This is a genomic window from Kovacikia sp. CALU 1929, assembly GCF_056784235.1.
On record NZ_JBXBCF010000065.1, the window covers coordinates 453,808 to 471,186 of the forward strand.

Annotated in this window: 18 protein-coding genes; 10 read left to right on the forward strand and 8 right to left on the reverse strand. The window is 50.7% G+C overall.

Annotated features, from left to right (window positions below; translation table 11 throughout):
• Positions 1-72: 72 nt before the first annotated feature.
• Both AC1S52_RS13830 and AC1S52_RS13835 read right to left on the reverse strand, forming a co-directional pair.
• Complete coding sequence (locus tag AC1S52_RS13830) at positions 73-510, reverse strand: VOC family protein (RefSeq protein WP_482029598.1); 438 nt, start codon at positions 508-510, stop codon at positions 73-75.
• A 442-nt stretch (positions 511-952) separates the two neighbouring features.
• Complete coding sequence (locus AC1S52_RS13835; protein ID WP_482029599.1) at positions 953-1,228, reverse strand: UBP-type zinc finger domain-containing protein; 276 nt, start codon at positions 1,226-1,228, stop codon at positions 953-955.
• Between the two features lie 414 nt (positions 1,229-1,642).
• Between AC1S52_RS13835 and biuH the strand changes: the two genes are divergently transcribed.
• Positions 1,643-2,353, forward strand: a complete 711-nt coding sequence (biuH, locus tag AC1S52_RS13840) for a biuret amidohydrolase (protein ID WP_482029600.1) — start codon at positions 1,643-1,645, stop codon at positions 2,351-2,353.
• 179 nt (positions 2,354-2,532) lie between these two features.
• Positions 2,533-3,696 (forward strand): BMP family ABC transporter substrate-binding protein, encoded by a 1,164-nt coding sequence (locus AC1S52_RS13845; RefSeq protein WP_482029601.1) that lies wholly within the window; start codon positions 2,533-2,535, stop codon positions 3,694-3,696.
• 21 nt (positions 3,697-3,717) lie between these two features.
• Here the strand turns inward: AC1S52_RS13845 and AC1S52_RS13850 are convergent, their stop codons facing one another.
• Positions 3,718-6,558, reverse strand: a complete 2,841-nt coding sequence (locus AC1S52_RS13850) for a GH116 family glycosyl hydrolase (protein ID WP_482029602.1) — start codon at positions 6,556-6,558, stop codon at positions 3,718-3,720.
• 31 nt (positions 6,559-6,589) lie between these two features.
• Between AC1S52_RS13850 and AC1S52_RS13855 the strand changes: the two genes are divergently transcribed.
• Positions 6,590-6,655, forward strand: coding sequence for a DUF4058 family protein (locus tag AC1S52_RS13855; protein WP_482029665.1), 66 nt, complete (start codon positions 6,590-6,592; stop codon positions 6,653-6,655).
• Positions 6,656-6,713: 58 nt separating this feature from the next.
• Here AC1S52_RS13855 and AC1S52_RS13860 read toward each other — a convergent pair whose 3' ends face one another.
• Entirely contained in the window at positions 6,714-7,355 is a 642-nt protein-coding gene (locus tag AC1S52_RS13860; protein WP_482029603.1) for an SAM-dependent methyltransferase, read from the reverse strand.
• A gap of 288 nt (positions 7,356-7,643) precedes the next feature.
• Here AC1S52_RS13860 and AC1S52_RS13865 point away from each other — a divergent pair, with 288 nt between their 5' ends.
• The 4 genes from AC1S52_RS13865 to AC1S52_RS13880 all read left to right on the forward strand — a co-directional run bounded on the left by AC1S52_RS13865 (position 7,644) and on the right by AC1S52_RS13880 (position 11,823).
• A complete protein-coding gene (locus tag AC1S52_RS13865; RefSeq protein WP_482029604.1) occupies positions 7,644-9,035 on the forward strand; it encodes a DUF3747 domain-containing protein in 1,392 nt (463 codons plus the stop codon).
• A gap of 233 nt (positions 9,036-9,268) precedes the next feature.
• A complete protein-coding gene (locus AC1S52_RS13870) occupies positions 9,269-10,186 on the forward strand; it encodes a CPBP family intramembrane glutamic endopeptidase (protein WP_482029605.1) in 918 nt (305 codons plus the stop codon).
• A gap of 99 nt (positions 10,187-10,285) precedes the next feature.
• Positions 10,286-10,798, forward strand: coding sequence for a hypothetical protein (locus AC1S52_RS13875; protein WP_482029606.1), 513 nt, complete (start codon positions 10,286-10,288; stop codon positions 10,796-10,798).
• Between the two features lie 137 nt (positions 10,799-10,935).
• Positions 10,936-11,823 (forward strand): hypothetical protein, encoded by an 888-nt coding sequence (locus AC1S52_RS13880; RefSeq protein ID WP_482029607.1) that lies wholly within the window; start codon positions 10,936-10,938, stop codon positions 11,821-11,823.
• Between the two features lie 198 nt (positions 11,824-12,021).
• Here AC1S52_RS13880 and AC1S52_RS13885 read toward each other — a convergent pair whose 3' ends face one another.
• On the reverse strand, positions 12,022-12,219 hold the full coding sequence (locus AC1S52_RS13885) for a hypothetical protein (RefSeq protein WP_482029608.1): 198 nt from the start codon (positions 12,217-12,219) through the stop codon (positions 12,022-12,024).
• Between the two features lie 120 nt (positions 12,220-12,339).
• Positions 12,340-12,801, reverse strand: a complete 462-nt coding sequence (locus AC1S52_RS13890) for a hypothetical protein (RefSeq protein WP_482029609.1) — start codon at positions 12,799-12,801, stop codon at positions 12,340-12,342.
• A 232-nt stretch (positions 12,802-13,033) separates the two neighbouring features.
• Between AC1S52_RS13890 and AC1S52_RS13895 the strand changes: the two genes are divergently transcribed.
• Positions 13,034-13,252, forward strand: a complete 219-nt coding sequence (locus AC1S52_RS13895) for a hypothetical protein (protein ID WP_482029610.1) — start codon at positions 13,034-13,036, stop codon at positions 13,250-13,252.
• A gap of 165 nt (positions 13,253-13,417) precedes the next feature.
• Here the strand turns inward: AC1S52_RS13895 and AC1S52_RS13900 are convergent, their stop codons facing one another.
• Positions 13,418-15,811, reverse strand: a complete 2,394-nt coding sequence (locus AC1S52_RS13900; protein WP_482029611.1) for a PhoX family protein — start codon at positions 15,809-15,811, stop codon at positions 13,418-13,420.
• On the opposite strand from AC1S52_RS13900, the gene AC1S52_RS13905 reads away from it, so the two are divergent.
• The gene (locus tag AC1S52_RS13905) at positions 15,810-15,971 is read left to right on the forward strand and encodes a hypothetical protein (RefSeq protein ID WP_482029612.1); all 162 of its coding nucleotides are present in this window, start codon (positions 15,810-15,812) and stop codon (positions 15,969-15,971) included. The genes AC1S52_RS13900 and AC1S52_RS13905 overlap by 2 nt on opposite strands.
• Positions 15,972-16,181: 210 nt before the next feature.
• Here the strand turns inward: AC1S52_RS13905 and AC1S52_RS13910 are convergent, their stop codons facing one another.
• Positions 16,182-16,460 carry a hypothetical protein gene (locus AC1S52_RS13910; RefSeq protein WP_482029613.1) on the reverse strand — a complete coding sequence of 93 codons (279 nt, stop codon included), beginning with the start codon at positions 16,458-16,460 and terminating at the stop codon, positions 16,182-16,184.
• Positions 16,461-16,926: 466 nt separating this feature from the next.
• Between AC1S52_RS13910 and AC1S52_RS13915 the strand changes: the two genes are divergently transcribed.
• A complete protein-coding gene (locus AC1S52_RS13915) occupies positions 16,927-17,370 on the forward strand; it encodes an MliC family protein (RefSeq protein ID WP_482029614.1) in 444 nt (147 codons plus the stop codon).
• The last annotated feature ends 9 nt before the right edge of the window (positions 17,371-17,379 follow it).

The window sequence follows — 17,379 nt, forward strand, 5'->3', positions numbered from 1 at the left end:
GACTACTGACCAATGACCAATGACTACTGACTAATGACCACTGACTAAAACTAACCAACATTTCCTGCCCCCTCACCTCTCCACTATCCGAATAAACTCTAACGGCAATCCATCCACATCTGCAATGAAGGCAACTTCGTAAACGCGATCGCCAATCATCTGTTGTTCTGGTTCCAAAAGTACTTTGAGCGGCTTTACCTGATCCGGTTGCTTCTGGTTGGCTTGGGCGAAATGGTGTTTGAGGGTTTCTAGCCAGGTGGGTAGGTCATCCGTTATTGTGGTCAGGTCAAAGGAGAGGTGGTAGTAGCCCACGTAATGCTCATCCCCAAAGGCATCGTGAGCAGGTTTGGGTTGGGGGATCTGGATTAACTCAATCCGCCCATTCAAACCTTCCATCCAACAGGCTAATGTATAACCTGTCGTAAACCGTTCTCGTACTTCAAATCCGAGCTGCTCATAGAAAGCGATCGCCCGGTGAATATTAGCCGTCCGAATTGAAGCGTGATGCATAGGAGTGACTAATCCGGCTTAAATTTTAGTGCTACTTCTTTCGTGCTATTACAATCGTGCTATTACAAGGTCAGTAGTAACTATGGGATCAATGGCACTGACTTACAGCGATTTTCAGATGAGTAAACCACAATTACGTGTGGATGCGTGGATGAGTGAAGGTGTCTTACATAAGGGGAAACGGCTGTAAATTTTGTGGTTACATTTGCTTCAGTGAGTTGATCTTCATATCAATAGCGGTGCCTGACGAGAAACATTTTCTATTGATCTAACTTCTCAAAGAGTTTAGTTACCACATCTCTTTAAATTGTTTGGACAGATGCAAACTCAGTGCGATATATAACAGCATAGATTGGCGTATGAATTGCATTGATCGCCTCGTCAATTTTCTGTTGTAGATTGCGTGGGTAGATGAGATCACCGACTTAACTAACAACCATCATCAATAGCCCTTCTGTTGCTCATCTACAAAACACCACAACCATTGTTCTCCTAATTCTGCTGAACTGATTACAGGATGCCCAGTCTCCTCATAGTGGTGGCGTGCATGTTGATTTTTAGAAGAGTCACAGCACAGCATCTTGCCACAGGTTTGGCAAATCCGGAGATGTACCCAGCGATCGTTGATCCGAATACACTCTTCACACCGAAATACGGGATAGTTAGCTTTCGGAATCAAGTTTTCTAACGTCAGTGGATTTAGATGTTGGCAGGGCATAGGATTTCCCCCTAAATGGATGAGCGCGATCGCCCACTCTGCTGTAAAAAAGCGTTAGCACCAGCGTAACGCATCGCTTCAATTAAGTAAGTTTCATCCCTACTATTCGGCGACGCCGGATTGAAAATTAGAGTTACAGCAGTTTTTAGACGAGTGCCACACAATGAATGCCGTTGTATTAAGGCACAACCAGGATTCTGTGTGGCATACACAAATGAAAATTGCTGTATTACAAAGTCGAATCTACAGCAAGGGGGATGATCTCATTACTTTGCGGTATCTGAAGGACGTAAATGTAACGTGGAATACGATTCAGCCTGGAGAGAATGTGCTAAAGATTACAGCGAAGATTTAAATCACGCATTCGATCGCCTATGCTCCAACGCACTACCCATCAATTGTCGGAGGTTCGCAATGGGACGGTATGTTAACGCGGAACCCTATCCCTATCCGTTTAACGGAGATTTACGCCCAGAGAACACAGCGCTGATCGTGATCGATATGCAGATCGATTTCTGTGGCAAAGGCGGCTATGTAGACAAAATGGGCTACGACTTGTCTCTGACGCAAGCACCGATCGCACCCATTCAACGCCTCCTGGGGGTCATGCGATCACTCTCTTGTCTGATCCTTCATACCCGCGAAGGGCATCGTCCAGATTTGTCGGATTTGCCTGAGAATAAACGCTGGCGATCGCAGCGAATTGGGGCAGGAATTGGCGATCCGGGTCCCTGTGGTCGGATTCTTGTGCGGGGCGAACCGGGATGGGAAATCATTCCAGAACTAGCTCCCTTACCCGGAGAGGTGATTATCGACAAACCCGGAAAAGGCTCCTTTTACGCCACTGATTTGGATTTAATTTTGAACCGTAACGGTATTCAAAACCTGATTCTGACAGGCATTACAACGGATGTGTGTGTCCATACCACCATGCGAGATGCCAACGATCGCGGCTACGAATGCTTGCTATTGTCCGACTGTACCGGCGCAACCGATTACGGGAATCACCTTGCTGCTTTAAACATGATCAAAATGCAGGGTGGCGTATTTGGAGCAGTGGCAGACTCCGAGGCATTAATCACAGCCTTAAAAGTGGAATCGGAAACGGGAGGATTTGAAAGCTGAGCGTTGAGGTTTTGGAGGTAATTGGTGATCGGGCATAGTATCGTTGTTTGTCCTTATGTCATTCGTCCTTTGTCGTCTGTAAATACCAATGACGAATGATCAATGACCAATGACTAACCATATCAACCAACAACCCCCCATTCACTACTCCCTATGTATATCTTGTGTGAGGAAAACCTATGAGCAATCGTCGTCAAATTATTCGAGGGTTATTAGCTGTAGGGGCTTTTGGTGCAACTTCCCGGCTGTGGACAGGCTGCACCCCTACGACGAACACCACAACGGGCAATCCGGCATCCAGCCCAGTTGCTAATCAAGCGTTAGAGATGGGTTTTATTTATGTGGGACCCAAAGATGACTTTGGTTACAACCAAGCGCACTTCCAGGGCAAGGAAGGCTTAAAGAGTGTGGCAGGGGTTGAAACGATCGATCAAGCGGGTGTTCCTGAAACAACAGAGGTTCAGGAAGTGATGCAGACCATGATCGAGCAAGATAAAGTGGCTGCGGTGTTTCCAACCTCGTTTGGATATTTTGATCCGCACATTCTAAAGTTGGCAGCCGCCTATCCAGAGGTCCAGTTTTTCCACTGCGGCGGGTTATACGAGGAAGGGAAACACCCGAAGAATGTAGGCAGCTACTTCGGTTACATTGATGAAGCTCAGTATATAGCGGGCATTGTGGCAGGTTATATGACCCAATCGGGGAAATTGGGATTTGTGGCAGCAAAACCTATCCCCCAAGTGCTTCGCAATATCAACAGTTTTACGCTGGGGGCACGCAGTATTAAACCGACGATCACAACTCAAGTCATCTTTACAGGTGATTGGTCACAGCCTGTGAAGGAGGCAGAGGCAACCAACAGTCTGGTTGATCAGGGAATTGATGTGGTGACCTGTCACGTAGACAGCCCCAAAGTTGTGATTGAAACGGCCGAGAAGCGTGGGATTTTTAGTTCGGGCTACCATGCCAACCAGTCATCCCTGGCTCCCAAGGGTTACCTGACTGGAGCAGAGTGGGACTGGACAACGGTCTACACTGAGTATGCCAAACAGATTCAAGCAGGCAAAACGCTCATGAATGATGGGATCCCCCATGTGTTGCGAGGCGGCTACAAAGAGGGTTTTGTGAAACTTTCTGACTATGGATCTGCTGTATCCCCAGAGGCAACCAAGGCGGCTGATGCCGCAAAGGCAAAACTGCAAGATGGGTCACTCATCATTTACACAGCCGGACTAAAGGACAATACCGGGAAAACGGTGGTTCCTAAAGATTACGGGCAAACTGCGATCGAGCTAGAGTCAATGAACTGGCTGGTAGAAGGTGTGCTCGGGAAAATTAGCTAGGGAAGACTGGCTCCTGACCCCTCATTCCTCACTCCTCACCCCTAACCCCTCACTTGCCCACATAGCCTGATAAATTGCCCAAATCGCCGTTGCCCGCAGATAATGACAGGCGCGAAAGGTACCGCTGGCAGTAATTGCCTCTGGAGTGCGGAACTGAAGCCCATGAGTGTAAATCTGTTGCACCACCGCTTCCGTCAACTGAAACGCTTCCGCTTGCATCCCCATCTGTACCAGGAAGGCTGCCAATCCAAAGTTAATCCCTGTCCACACTTCCAGGGGATGGGTGGCATTGGGATTTTCCGGTGAACCATCGGGTTGGACACCGTTAGCGGCACCGAGGGGGGTTGGGAGTTGAGAGTTGAGAGTTGAGAGTTGAGAATTCTCCTCTGCTCCTCTGCTCCTCTGCTCCTCTGCTCCCTCCATCCTCTCTTCAGCGGCTCTGGCTTCCTGAACCGATGTAAAACGTTGAGTTTTGAGTGCGCCGGATGCTAAGTGCTGGTTGAATTTGACGAAGCAGGAGTCGTAAACCGTTTTAAGGGCAGTCTGGGCGCAGTCATGCGGCACAATATCCGGGAGATTGAGCAGGCGGGCATAGAACTGTCCACATAGTTGGTCTGCCATCACGACATTGGAACCGCTGTTGCTGTCGAGCCGATAGTATTGCCCATTCCAGAGCTTTTCTTGATAGATGGGACGGGATTGGTCTAACCAGGACTGGAATTGGGATAGGGAGTTTTGAGGGTTGAGGGTTGAGGGTTGAATGGGATTGTCCAGTTCAGCATTCAAACCTGAGAACTGAACATCTGAGAACTGAGCACTTTCCAAGACCTGCCCGATCGCGATCGCTGCTTCTAACGCCGCTATCCACAGCCCCCCACAGTAGGCACTGATTCCCTGTAATTTCCAGTCGTCAAAGGTTTGGTCGGGTGCGCCGGAGTTTTCCGGAATGCCATCACCATCATGATCGAAGGTTTTGAGGTAGACGAGGGTTTGGACGATCGCACCCCAGCACTCTGCCAGGAACTCTACATCGGCTGCGCCGGTTAGCAGGTAATCTCGATAGACTTGCAGAACAAAATCGCAGGGCAGGTCTTTCCACAGGTTGCAGTCCTGGTAACTGGTGTAATTGGTCTTTTCCCAGACATGTTCGTTGGGTGCGCCCAGGTCGTGGGGAGTTGCCCCAGCCGCTTTGCGGACTGCCATTGGACTGTCTGCCCCTATGGTGTAGTAGTAGCCGATGATGCGGGTGCGATCGTCCCTGGCAGGAATTGCCCGGGCAAAGGCACGCATAATGGCTTTTTCCAGTTTGGGAAACAGATGTAGCAGGGCAAAGGAAGCATACAGCCGCACATCCAGGCTTTCGTACCAGCGGTAGTCAATACATTCCAGTACCGCAAACTGACCTACCGAGTCGCGTTCATCCGCTGCACTCCAGAGGGTGCCACCATCCGTCAGGTTGTAAAGTTCGTTGAATAGCGCCATTTTGAACCAGTCAGGTAGGTCCTGCTGGTCTAAAATCGGTTGCTGCCAGGTCTGAATCTTTTCACGCCAGGTGGGATAGTGCTTCAGGGCAGTCCGGGCAATACTCCAGGCGTTCTGTCCGTTGCGACCAAAAAAATCGGTATAGCGTCGGAAGTACTCCACGCCCTGGGCAAACTCAGTGACCGGAAAATCCCAACTCAGGACAAAGGGAAGTTTGCGGGTTTGTCCAGGTTGGAGGGTAAAGCGAACGGCGATCGCCCCTCCAATCTGCTCTCCCTCCTCGGCTGGAGTTTCATCATCCACATCTGGCAGGGAACCATCCCTGGCAAATGCCTGCCACAGATCAGACCCATCCCCAGCAGGGTTCCAGCGCGTGTGGTAGAAGACTTCAAACAGGGTGGGATTGAGGAAGGTGGCGATCGCCCACTGTCCATTACCTTCGGCGGGGAGTGGGGAGTGGGGAGTAGGGATTTGAGAGTTAACAGTTGAGAGTTGAGAGTTCCCCTCTGCCCCTTGGCTCCCCTGCCACTCGGCTCCCCTGCCCCCCGGCTCCCTTCCCATGACAATTCCAATCCGCTGCTCATCCCCTGTGAGTCGATTGAAGTTGCCAGCACTTTCTCCTAAACGGGGCTGATACTCGTACACTGGGCTGCCATCATCCCGGATTTTCACTTCTGAGGATTTGAGGGCATTGGTGAACCAGCCCACCATGTTTTGCCAGGTCAGCATGATGCTGAGGGTGATTGGCTGGTCAGTGGGGTTGTGTGCCGTCCACTCAAAAATGGCAACGGGGTAGCTGGTTTCCTGGTAGTTCTGGGCAATGATGGGTGAAAACTGTTCACAGGTCAGGTCTGCCTGGAAGACATTTTCATAAACAAACCAACTGCGGGGGTAAAGGGCGTGGTAAGTGCCTGTGGAGGAGTTGTTAGTTGTTGGTTGTTGGTTGTTAGAGTCGGGTGCTGAGTCTGGCTCCCGTGCCCCTCCGCCCCTCTGCTCCTGTTCCCCTCGCTCCCCTGCCCCCCTGCGCCTGCCTCCTGCCGCTGGATACCAATTCCATTGGCTCAGGCTGCCATCTTCTGGTGGTTCGGTGCAGAGGGCGGATGCCTGGGTTTGGGAGCCGCTTTGCTCAAAGATGCTGAACTGGCAGGCGGGCATGGGTTTGAAGATGTGTTCGCCGCCGTCGATGTGCCAGAGGTTAAAGTCGCCCCGATGCGATCGCCCAATGCACCCGGCACCAAAGCCACCCAGCGGCATTCCATGAAACGGACCGTCATCCAGATTACTGGTATAGCGGACGGTGTAGGGTTTCTCCCAGCCCAGACCGATGGGACGGCTCCAGGTACAGGAGGGAATTGGGGGGAATGGGTTCTGATGTTGCATTTCCTGATTTTAAGGGGGTGAGGGGACTGTGGTGCGATCGCCCTTTCCCGGCATGGATCCTTACCTTGAAAGCTACCTCTGTCAGGATGTGCATTAAGCGCGGCAAACAAGGGTCGCTAATTAGCCCCAAAACTGCGTCCCCGCTACACCATTGATTATGGGGTTGAGCGAAAAGATGCCCCTTTCACCACCCAGCAGTAAAACGTGGGTTCCTCCTCGGTTTGCAAGTGCAGGGTGCGATCGGGTTTCCAGTCCCCCAGGTCAAAATCCCGCGACACAATCCGGGCACCGGCGGTCAACTGCCGCAGCAATGATGGCAATAGCCGCAGGTTGAGGTGAGGCAGCAGGTAGAGAAAAACCACCGTCGCATCCCCAAAATCGGCTGCAAATAAATCTTGCTGACGAAACTCAACCAGATGGCTGACTCCGGCATTCTGGGCATTCGCTTGTGCCGTCTCCACCCGTTCCGGGTCAATGTCAATTCCCACTCCACGGGTACCAAACTGCTGGGCAGCGGCAATCAAAACCCGCCCATCTCCACAGCCCAGGTCATACAGCCTGTCTGATTGGTTCACGTCTGCCAGGGTTAGTACTGGGATGATTGCCTCCGGTTCCGTCGGAATATAGCCAATGTCCGGTTTCCGTTGAAAACTCTGCATACTTCCCGCCTGACTCCGCCATACTTGATAGCAATGCTTAGAAACTACTCCATTGTCAGCAAAAAAGCGATCGCTGGGTTCCCGTGTGAGGAGCGATCGCAACTTAGAATGACTCGTACAGTTAAACTGTTCAATCATCCAGTCTGCCCACTCTTAACCAAAAAGTTTCTGCGGCTTGGCAAATCGTGGATATCGGGTGGGCGGTAAATTTTGAGTTTTGAGTAGGATGGGCAAAGGGCTTTGATTCCCCTCTTCCTCTTCAACCATTTCTTTTTTCTTGAGTAATCGCGAATCAAAAATCATTGACCTTTAGGAGGATGTTGGTTGGATTTTCTGACATGTAGGGTAGGATTTTTGCGGGCACTGGCATAGCCTGCCGGTCGTCATAATAAAGAAAGTTGTTCAACTCAGACAGGGGTGATGGATATGACTAGGCTCCTCCATTCTCAGGGAATCAAATCCCACGGAATTAAATTTGTGGTGGCTCTGGGAGTTGCTTGCCTGGGGGCTATGGCGATTTCCAATGCTGTGATCGCCAGAGTTTTTGGGCAGAAGGAAGTTGATCAAAATAGCTTTGTGGCGATCGCCGCCCCCTATGGCAGTGGTGGTGCTTACCAGCTTCTTGTTTTGGAGCAACTTACCAGTGCCCGCCCCTGCTGGAGTGAAAGTGGAGCCAACCCGGTGACGGTTGATCCCCTGCTGCTGGAATTTGACTTTACGGGGATCTGTGGACGCAGCACCGATAGCAACGGCTACTCTGTGCGGATGGCAGAACGGGATTTTGGTCTGGTTTACAGCCTGAATGTGGTTCGACGCGAAGATGACCTGGTGCTGATTGCCACGAATCTGAGAAATCGGGATGCGGCGCTGTTGGAAGTTGGCAGAACCAATGGACTTCCCGCCGCCGGACAGTTTGCCAAGATTCAGTTAAGCCCTGGTTGGCGGTTGACCAAGCGCACCCAGGACAATAGAGAACTGGGGCATGTTTACCTGACAAACAACACCGTTCCGCCAGACATTACCCTCTCTGCCTTTGCAGATACCCAATCCCACTGGGCACGGGACTACATTGATGCCCTGGCTGCTAAAGGAATTGTCAGTGGTTTCTCGGAGGATGGCACCTTTCGCCCCGATGACCCGGTCACACGAGTCCAGTTCGCGGCGATCGTCAACAAAGCCTTTGCCACACTGCCACCAAAGCGTGAGCGGGGGGGCGTAACGTTTACGGATGTAGCATCCAACTTCTGGGGAATGGAGGCGATTGAAACGGCTTACGCGGTTGGGTTTATGTCGGGCTATCCCGATGACACTTTTAAGCCCAATCAGAACATTCCCAGAGTAGAAGTGTTGGTTGCCCTATCCAGTGGGTTGAATTACAGCAATATCGGCAGTGATGTGCTGTCTTACTACCAGGATGCAGGGCAAATCCCAGACTGGGCGACTGGGGCGATCGCTGCCGCCACTGAGAAAAAAGTAGTGGTCAACTATCCCCGTGTGCAGCAACTCAACCCAACTCGCACAGCTACCCGCGCTGACGTAGCCGCATTTGTCTATCAAGCTCTGGTCAACGCTGGGCAAATGCCGGTCATTCCCTCCCCCTACGTCGTCGCTGCGACCCCTGGAACGTCCCCTGAACCTTCCTATCCCGATCCAACCTCTACGAATCCTCCAGTAGCACCCGTCAATTCGATACCCCCCATCGACCCGCCTTCCCCTGCTCCTTCCCCTGCTCCTGCCGATCCCGCCCCATTCTATGAAATCCCCAACTCTACACCAACGGACGGTATTGTGGTTCCAACTGCGCCAGTGACCCCTTAATCGCCGCCATTGAAGTGAGGAAGTCTATCGCAGAAAACCATCCTAGCCATGTAGGATGGGCAAAGGGATGACACCGTGGCCATCGGTTTGACCGTTCTAGAAGCCGGTAGGCACGTCAGAGTTTGCTTATTCTACAAAGTGTTGGGGTTTTACTGAAAGCAGATGGGCAGGTTAGGCTTTGCCCATCCTACGAGGTGTTGGATTTCACTAATCCCTGCGGGTGAAAGCGGACTGTGAGTGCACGATATCTCAATGCGGTTCGGCGAGGTAAAAATGCCTGGTGGCGTTACTTACTTGGCTTTCTGCTGATTATTTTCTTCTGGCTGATTCTGGGCAGCACTCCCTTGTTAATCTGGTTGGCGGCAGATCAGTTAACCGATGATATTCTTGCCGTTCCGACGGGGGAAGACCAGATTCTACAGTATGTGGTGTTGAGTCTGTCTTTCTGTTTTTTGGCGCTGGGGTTATACCTGGTGGTGACGGGCATTCACCAGCGCCCGTTTCGGTCTTTGATTCGCCCCGATGCAAGGGTTAGTCGCCAGCGGATTGCCCTGGGAGGGGGTGTTTGGTTCCTTCTGATTGCCGTCACCTATTTGATCGAAGTGAGGATTGCCCCCTCCCATTTTGCCCTTACCGTTGATTGGCAGAAATGGCTACTGTTTTTGCCCCTGGCATTGATTTTTACCCCGATTCAAACCACGGCAGAAGAATTGCTGTTTCGGGGATATATGCTTCAGAGCTTGAGTCTGGTGGTTCGCAGCCGATGGTTACTGATTGGCATTTCCAGTCTGATTTTTGGGGCATTGCACATGGGCAATCCAGAAGTGACAACCACCAATAGTCCGGTCTGGCTTGCTTTCACCTATATTGCCTTTGGGGTATTTCTGGCGATCGTCACCCTGAAAGATAACTCCCTGGAACTGGCGATCGGTTGTCATGCAGCTAACAACTTCTTCTTGGCAATCCTGGTTAGAGATAAGGTTTCGGCTCTGAATGCCCCTGCTATCCTGACCCGCGAAGTCACCCCCGATGCCCGAGTCGAATTTTTTCTGTTTGTAATTCAGGCAGCCGTGTTTTACTACGTTTTCTTTCGCAGGCGGGGACCCCTGATTGGTATGAAAAAAGGAAATGGCGATCGCCCTGGAGAATAGATGGGTGGTGGGGTATGTCCATTACTTAACTTACGAGAGCGAGATAATCTGATAGGGTTAGAAAAACGTTGTAAGCCACGCACACTTCAGGAGACTCCGATGACTTCCTTTAACTGGCGCAAAGTTCTCGCGCCGATGCTGTTATCTGTGTTGCTGCTGGTTATCGGATGTGCCCCCGAAACCCCTTCTCAGTTCTCTCAAGCTCAACAAGAGAGTACCCAGAAAGGGGCACAACCTGCGGTCGCAAAGGATGCCGAGCAGGGCAGCAGCTTTAATAAATTTTTCCCAAAATCGGGGAATGGCTATGAACGGGTCTTTACTCAGGAGAAGAAAGGATTTGCAGAAGCGAAGTTGAAGAAGGATGGTAAAGACCTGGCAATGTTGGCTATTTCTGACACCGTTAGCCTGCCAACCGCGGCTAAGAAGTTTCAAAACAGCACCACCCGAATTGCGAACTATCCCTCTATGGAAGTTGGCAACACCCAAACTGCTTTGTTGGTGGGCGATCGCTTCCAGGTCAAAGTCCTTTCCCGCGATCCCTCCTTCACTCCAGCAGACCGCAAGACATGGATTCAAAAGTTTGACCTCAACGGACTGGCGCAACTGAAGTAATTAGGATACAGGGTGGAGTTGAGGATGAAGGATGAAGGATAAATATCCCTAACTCTTAACTTCAATTCAAAACTCTTAACTCAAAACTCTCAACTCCCCCTCCCCCTCCCCACTAAACTAACCCCTCCAAAAATCATATGAGCAAACCCATTTACGAATTGGTGGATGAATTGCCAACGAGCGGTTTAACCGTGATGGCATTGCGATCGCTGGACTTCGCTATTCCTGGACAGTGGCAAAACCTGGTTGGCTTTAAGAACACCATCAAAACGGTGACAGGCGAAACGGATGAGAGTTTGATCCAGCAAATTGGCGATCGGGCTGTTTACCTCTATAACGACAAGTCTCAGGGCTATCAACGTGCCCTGTGGCTTTACCAGACCGTTGACAGCGCTTCAACCGCTTTGGGTTATGCCGCGGCGGCGAATAAAGTTGGTGAAGGCATTTCCTTTCTCGGCTTTCTGGATAAACTAACCCCCAAACCTGAAAAAGCTCAAAGTATTGACCTCACGGTCAAATTGGTGACGGAGTTGGTGGCGTTTTGTCAGATCAATGGCATTCCTGGCGACAGTATTGGTGACTTTCTGGCATCTCTGGGAGATTACAGTGGGGAATCGCTGATGCGGATGGCTGCCCTGGTTTGCTTTGACGGGCTGATTCCGCTTGGTCCCTCTTTCATTGAAAAAGCCCTGTCTACGATGGGTGCCCTTAGCCCTGCGGAACTGGAGCAGAATCAAACGTTTAAAGGCGTTAATGAATTGATTCCGGGTGGGGACTCTGCCAGTAAGTTGAGTTTTATCAACCAAAGCTTTGACTCGGTCAAAGGCTGGATGGGTGGTTTTGTCTCCTCTAAAGGGTTGACCCAGGAAAAAGTGGTGGACAACCTGATGAAGTTCGTTGATGTGTCCAAAGATAAGCTTGATTACCTGGGTGCCTTCCTGGATATCACCGTCAAATACTACTCCCATACCGGGACACAAACCCTCGCCCGTCGTCTGATTGAGCGGGCAGTCGCAGAGATCTAATTGAGTAATCTGAACGGTTTGCAACCTGGTTTTGCAGCATCCAACCGTTAATGGCTGGATGCTGCAAAATGAAGCATTCACCCCATAGAAAGGAGCTTTAGTGTTGGGGCGGGGCAGGGTTTGCCAAAATCTCGTTGGGCAGCCATTGTGGTACTGCTAAACCTGTCCCGACAGGTATTTTGTTTGGCAGGAACTCTCCTAAGCAACCTCGTCCTGTTCATCCACTGCTTTCCAGCCCAGGCGCTCTAGATTACTTCCCTGTCCACAGATGACCGTGTTATGGGTAGGACAGAAGATGACAACACTGTCGGCATCAATCGATCGCACGAAGCATTCTGTTAATTGTTTGTTCTGGCGATCGCACACAACTCGTTGCCCCACTTTCCAATTTTTCATTGTCATCATAAATTCATGCCGAACTCTACTATCTAGACCTTACGGTGCAGAGCAGGGATTGTACTTCGTTCGGAAGTACTAACCAAACAGATGAAGTGGCATAACCCGGATGGGTGATCCTTACCGTGTCACTGTGACATCATGCCGCATTTGAAATGGCTTGAAGTTGCCAGTTTTTTTAGGGGTACAGTTGAGTTCCAGTTGATACAGCCCAACAGCAGGAAAGGTAATATCGGCTCCCGGAATGCCCTGATATCGCTCTGCGGAAACCGCTTTCAGGGTGGGCACCAAAACAGGTTTGGCATTGGGTTTGCGCGGGCGGGCATAGACGGCTAGTTGGCAGGTTGCCTGATCCAGAGGCAGGATTGTTCCGCCTCTCCGGGTCAGTGCAATCCACGTTCTGGCTGGCACTCCTACTTTGGGGTTGTGGTTGGGTTCAATGTGCCAGGTGCCAGCGACATCGCCGACTACTTTTACTTCATGGGCTTGAACTTGATGGGCGATCGCAGCACTTAACAGCAAGCCAGCAGACAAGCAATAGAGGGGTTTGATGGAAAGGGATGGGAAAGGCAGTCGTTCCATTGAAATTGTGGTGAGGGGCGATCGTACTGTAATTCTTGTTTAGAAATTAATACTACCTAATCTGTCTTTAGTATTGAAATTGGAAGCACTGCTACGCGCCAGAGCAGATCGGCAGGATCAAAATATTAGCCTTGTTGCAGCAGAACGCTTACAGAACATCTATTTTGTGATTAGAACTATCTACGATTCTGGACAAATTTCTGGCGAGCGTTGCAATTGAACTGTTGGAGCATTGCTAGTTGCGATCGCGGCAACGCACCTAACCGAAACAGGCTTAGATGTTCTGAAGCATCATCTAGCCCCAGAGCCGGAACTGACGCTGTATGCCCACCTTCAAGATGAACGGGACGATGCTTACCTTCACTATAATGCTTTGCTAAATCGCCTCAATAGCTTTTGCAATATACCACCAGATATTCATCATCATTGGGAAACCGCCCAGATCTCGTGAGTTTGTTGATAAAAAAAACACCCCCAGCAGGCTGTGAGGTTTCCTGCATAGGGGTGACACTTGAGGTGATGGGCGATCGTTAGCAGTGCTGGTATTAGTCCGTGTTGGGCAATTAAGAATTGTCAGGGCAATACCCTAACCATCAACCACTAACCACCAACCAATTTAAACAAACTGCCCACTAGGACGCTTACTACGGATCCCAATCACCGCCGGTTTCGGTGGTCCACTGGGGTTGCCCTGAATGTTGCTGGGCCAATGGCTACCCCGTGGCACAGAGCGTTCCTGGCTAAACAGAGAACCATCCAGATTGAGCATGGGAATGGATCGGCTCAGGGTTTGGTCAGGGCTAAAGGGCGCATCTTCACTGGGATGTTGCACAGCCAGAATTAGCGTATCTGCAATGAAGGTTGGACCTGTCATTTCGCACCGTGGTGGTCCGTAGGCAAAGGGAACCACGGCTCCTGCCATCCGTCCTGTGGTAGGGATATAGAACAGCCAATTGTTGCCAAATACCCCAACCAGGGTAGACACATCACCAATAGCGGCATGGTTCAGGTTTGTGGGAGTCCCGGCAGCACCAACGTTAAACCCGTTGTGCAGGTTCGTAGACATATCGGTGACTGCCCAGATATTGTTCCGGTTGTCGAACGCCAGGTTGTCTACGTTGGCAAAGCCATTGCCATCCTCAGACCCGTCTTCCCCTGCCTGCGAGAACCGCTGCCAGCGGAAGGTCGTGCCCGCGCTATCGGCACTATCTTCGATGATCTTATACAGTCCACCCGACTGCTGCGTATCGTTGATAGCAGCCGTATACTTGCCAACCACAAACACCCGCGAATCGGGATAGCCATCACTCCCCGGAGCGCCATCGGTGTAGGCAATGATCACTTCCCTGGGGTTGCGCGGATTGATTTCAATATCCTCTGGACGGGCAGAGGGCGTGCCGCCCACCAGGTTCGCTGCCGGATAAGCATCGCAAAGCACGGCTCCCTGGGAGGTGTAGAAGTCTGCCAGGGTTTTATTGCGGTAACCGGGCAGAGCGGTGGCTTCGTTGGTGGTTTCGCAGTTGAAGAAACCGCCATCCACAGTTTGTCCGGCAAGTCCATTCCGGCGGGGAAGCACGACTCGACCGAGTGCCAGAGATCCGGTCAGCCCAGCCGCGATCGCCGTGGAAGCGATTTGGGATGGCACATTCGGATTAGTAGGAGTGTTCAACAGCAATGGAATCCACTGCCCAGTGCCTTGATTGGGACGGGTAGGATCACTGGCGGGGTTGAATTTCGCCACATAGAGAATCCCATTCTCAAACAGGCGACTGTTGGACTTTGCCTTCGGATTGGAAACCGTACCACTGCTGACAAATTTCCAGGTATGTCCACCCCGGCGGTCATCGCCCAAATATGCCACCAGTTTCTTGCCCGCTTGCACCCGCATGGCAATGTTTTCATGGCGGTAACGACCCAGCCAGGAATGCTTCCGGGGGCGGAAGTTGGGATTTGTGGGATCAATTTCGACCATGTAACCATATTTTTCGCCGACCAAGCCAAACTCCGCTCCAGTAGTATCTGCAAGGTAGGAAATTTGAGTCCCATCCGGTTTGACTGCCTCTGTGACACCCACAAAGAACAGGGAACTACCCTGATAATTTTCTTCTGCGGATAGTACCGTACCCCAGGGAGTGTTACCGCCGGAACAGTTGTAGGCAGTCCCAATAATCTTGTTGCCCAGCCCATCGGAACTGAGGGGGAATACTTCAGTGGCAGTTGGTCCAGTCCCAATCAGGTAATTGTCGTCCCCTTGCTGGTAGCTTCTTGATCCCCAACTTGTGACTGACTGATAGCCATCACTCCGCTGACTGTTGATCCCCAGACCAGACAAGCCATGAATCCGGCGGTTCTTAGCATCACCCGTGACCACCCTAAAGCGGGAACGCCGATCGCGCCGGGAAATCCGAATCACTGACATTCCCTGGTTGTAGAAGAATTCGCCCCAGAGTGCCCGGCGGTTGGCAGCGGTGGGGGCGCTGGCAAAGGTTGGGAAACCAGGAATGACTAAAGGACCACTCTCTGAAAAATTACCTGCTACCAGATCGGGAGGAGTCCCCGGTGACCATTTGGAAATGGGGTAACTAACATACTCGTGGTTGACTGTCAGATAACCATCCGTAGGAGATCCCACATAGCCGGTGTAGTCGCAGTTATAGCCAAAGTACTCGTCCGGGTTGGGGAAGACGCGATCGCCCCAACTAATAATCACATAACGTTCATACTCAGGCGGCACAATCACATCATCGTATGCCGTGTACTGCCCCAATCGGGTATCACTGGATGGGTTCAAAATTGACCCGGAACCGAGGCCAGTTGGCAAAAAACTTCTTTGTTCCCGATAAATTGACAGGGGATGGGGCAACCGGACTGGCGTAAAAGGCAGTTGGGCTGCCTCAGCCACACCAGTAGAAATGCCAAACAGTTTTCTTTCAACGGTAGGAGCTAAAACGGTAGCCGCAGCGCTACACCCAAAAAACGCTAACAATTGTCTGCGGGAAAGCTTAGACATGAACTTCTCTTCTCTCCAAGGTTCAGCGGAAATGCCAGGATCAGCCAGTGTTGGAATTGGATTCAATCAAAAGCAGAAGTGTCTGGTCGATGACGTGCGTGACAGCCCATCCAGAAGCCATAATCCCCTAGACAACCTGACGGCAAGACTCAACGGCTGACTGCCACAGCAAACTATCGGAACACAAAAGCATTCCGACCGAGCAGCCTGTGACATCTGCCATGACTTCTGCTAGATGAGTGGTGGCATCTTTCAGGATCTCGTTCAGTTAGCGTTGTATAGAGCGATAACCGTGAAAATACCTGTAATGCATCCACAAAAAAAATACCCTGGTTAAATTAAGCCAGGTTAATCTCTGGGTTAATACTGGTTATTGGTCGCTCAGGAAATGGTGTAATTCTGGGTTATGTTTGCTGATCCAGCCAGCCATTCTGCTGTGTTGACTGGTTAACCCTGGAAACGTGGGAAATGTGCGATCGCAGAAGTCTCTGACTCCCAAAATGACGCGAATATAAAGTTGCGTTATTCCCCCCATCCTCATTGATTTTTGCTGCAACAGTGCCCGTGAAACACGAAAGAAATAGCCTAATGCCTGACCAAAGGAGAATGAATAGTCAGCCAACCAGCCAAATAGAACCCCAACTAACACCGAGGACAGCAAAAATACAGCTACTTTAATGTAATTAAACAGCCTCTTGAGTAGATGGCTATTAGATTCTAAATCGGAACTTTTGAGATCAAAACTGGTTAACGAAAAAATTGCTGCTCTATCTGCTATCCCACAACCGTTTCTGAATTCTTATCAACATTAATGTTGATAAGAATTCAGTAGTTTGAGAAACATGGGAAGAACTTTATCAAGAATTGATTTAACAACTTTTAATCTTTTGCCTTTTGCCTGCCTAAGGGTAATGTAAGGTTTATGGGCTAAGGTGCTCTGGGTTTAACCAAATTTGCTATTCTCATGGATAATTCAGAGAACAGTCCGTTTGAGGTGTGATAGCGGTAGCTATAAGGGTGAGGACAAATGACAAACCAAGCTAACAGGTTGGGTCAATACGCCTATCACCTACCACCTGCTAACACCTGACACCTGCTATATGAGGAGTTTGAGTATGAACCGAGCGATCGCCCCCCTTCTGGTAGCCTTTGCCTTTTCAATGGGCTTAGGAACCTCCTATTCCGCTCTTGCCCAGCAAGATGAACCTGCTCCTGAAGCAACGCCCACCGCTGAACCTGCCCGCCAAGATGCACCGGAACCTATTCCAGCAGATACCGCAGAGCCAAGCGTTATTAACAGTGTCAGATACCGATGTGATGATGGTAAAGGGTTCATCGCAGACTACCTGACCAACAACACCGTGCGGGCAACCTTTGGCACTAGAGTCTTTGTCCTGCCACAGGTCGTTTCAGGCTCCGGGATACGTTACAGCGATGGCAGTGTCACCCTCAATTCCAAAGGGGATGAGGCATTTGTTGAAGTTGGGGATAAGATCCTATTTGAAAACTGTGTGGCGGTTCAAACGGTAGAGGGACAGACCATCGAAGGATTGTGGTAGCCCCATTCA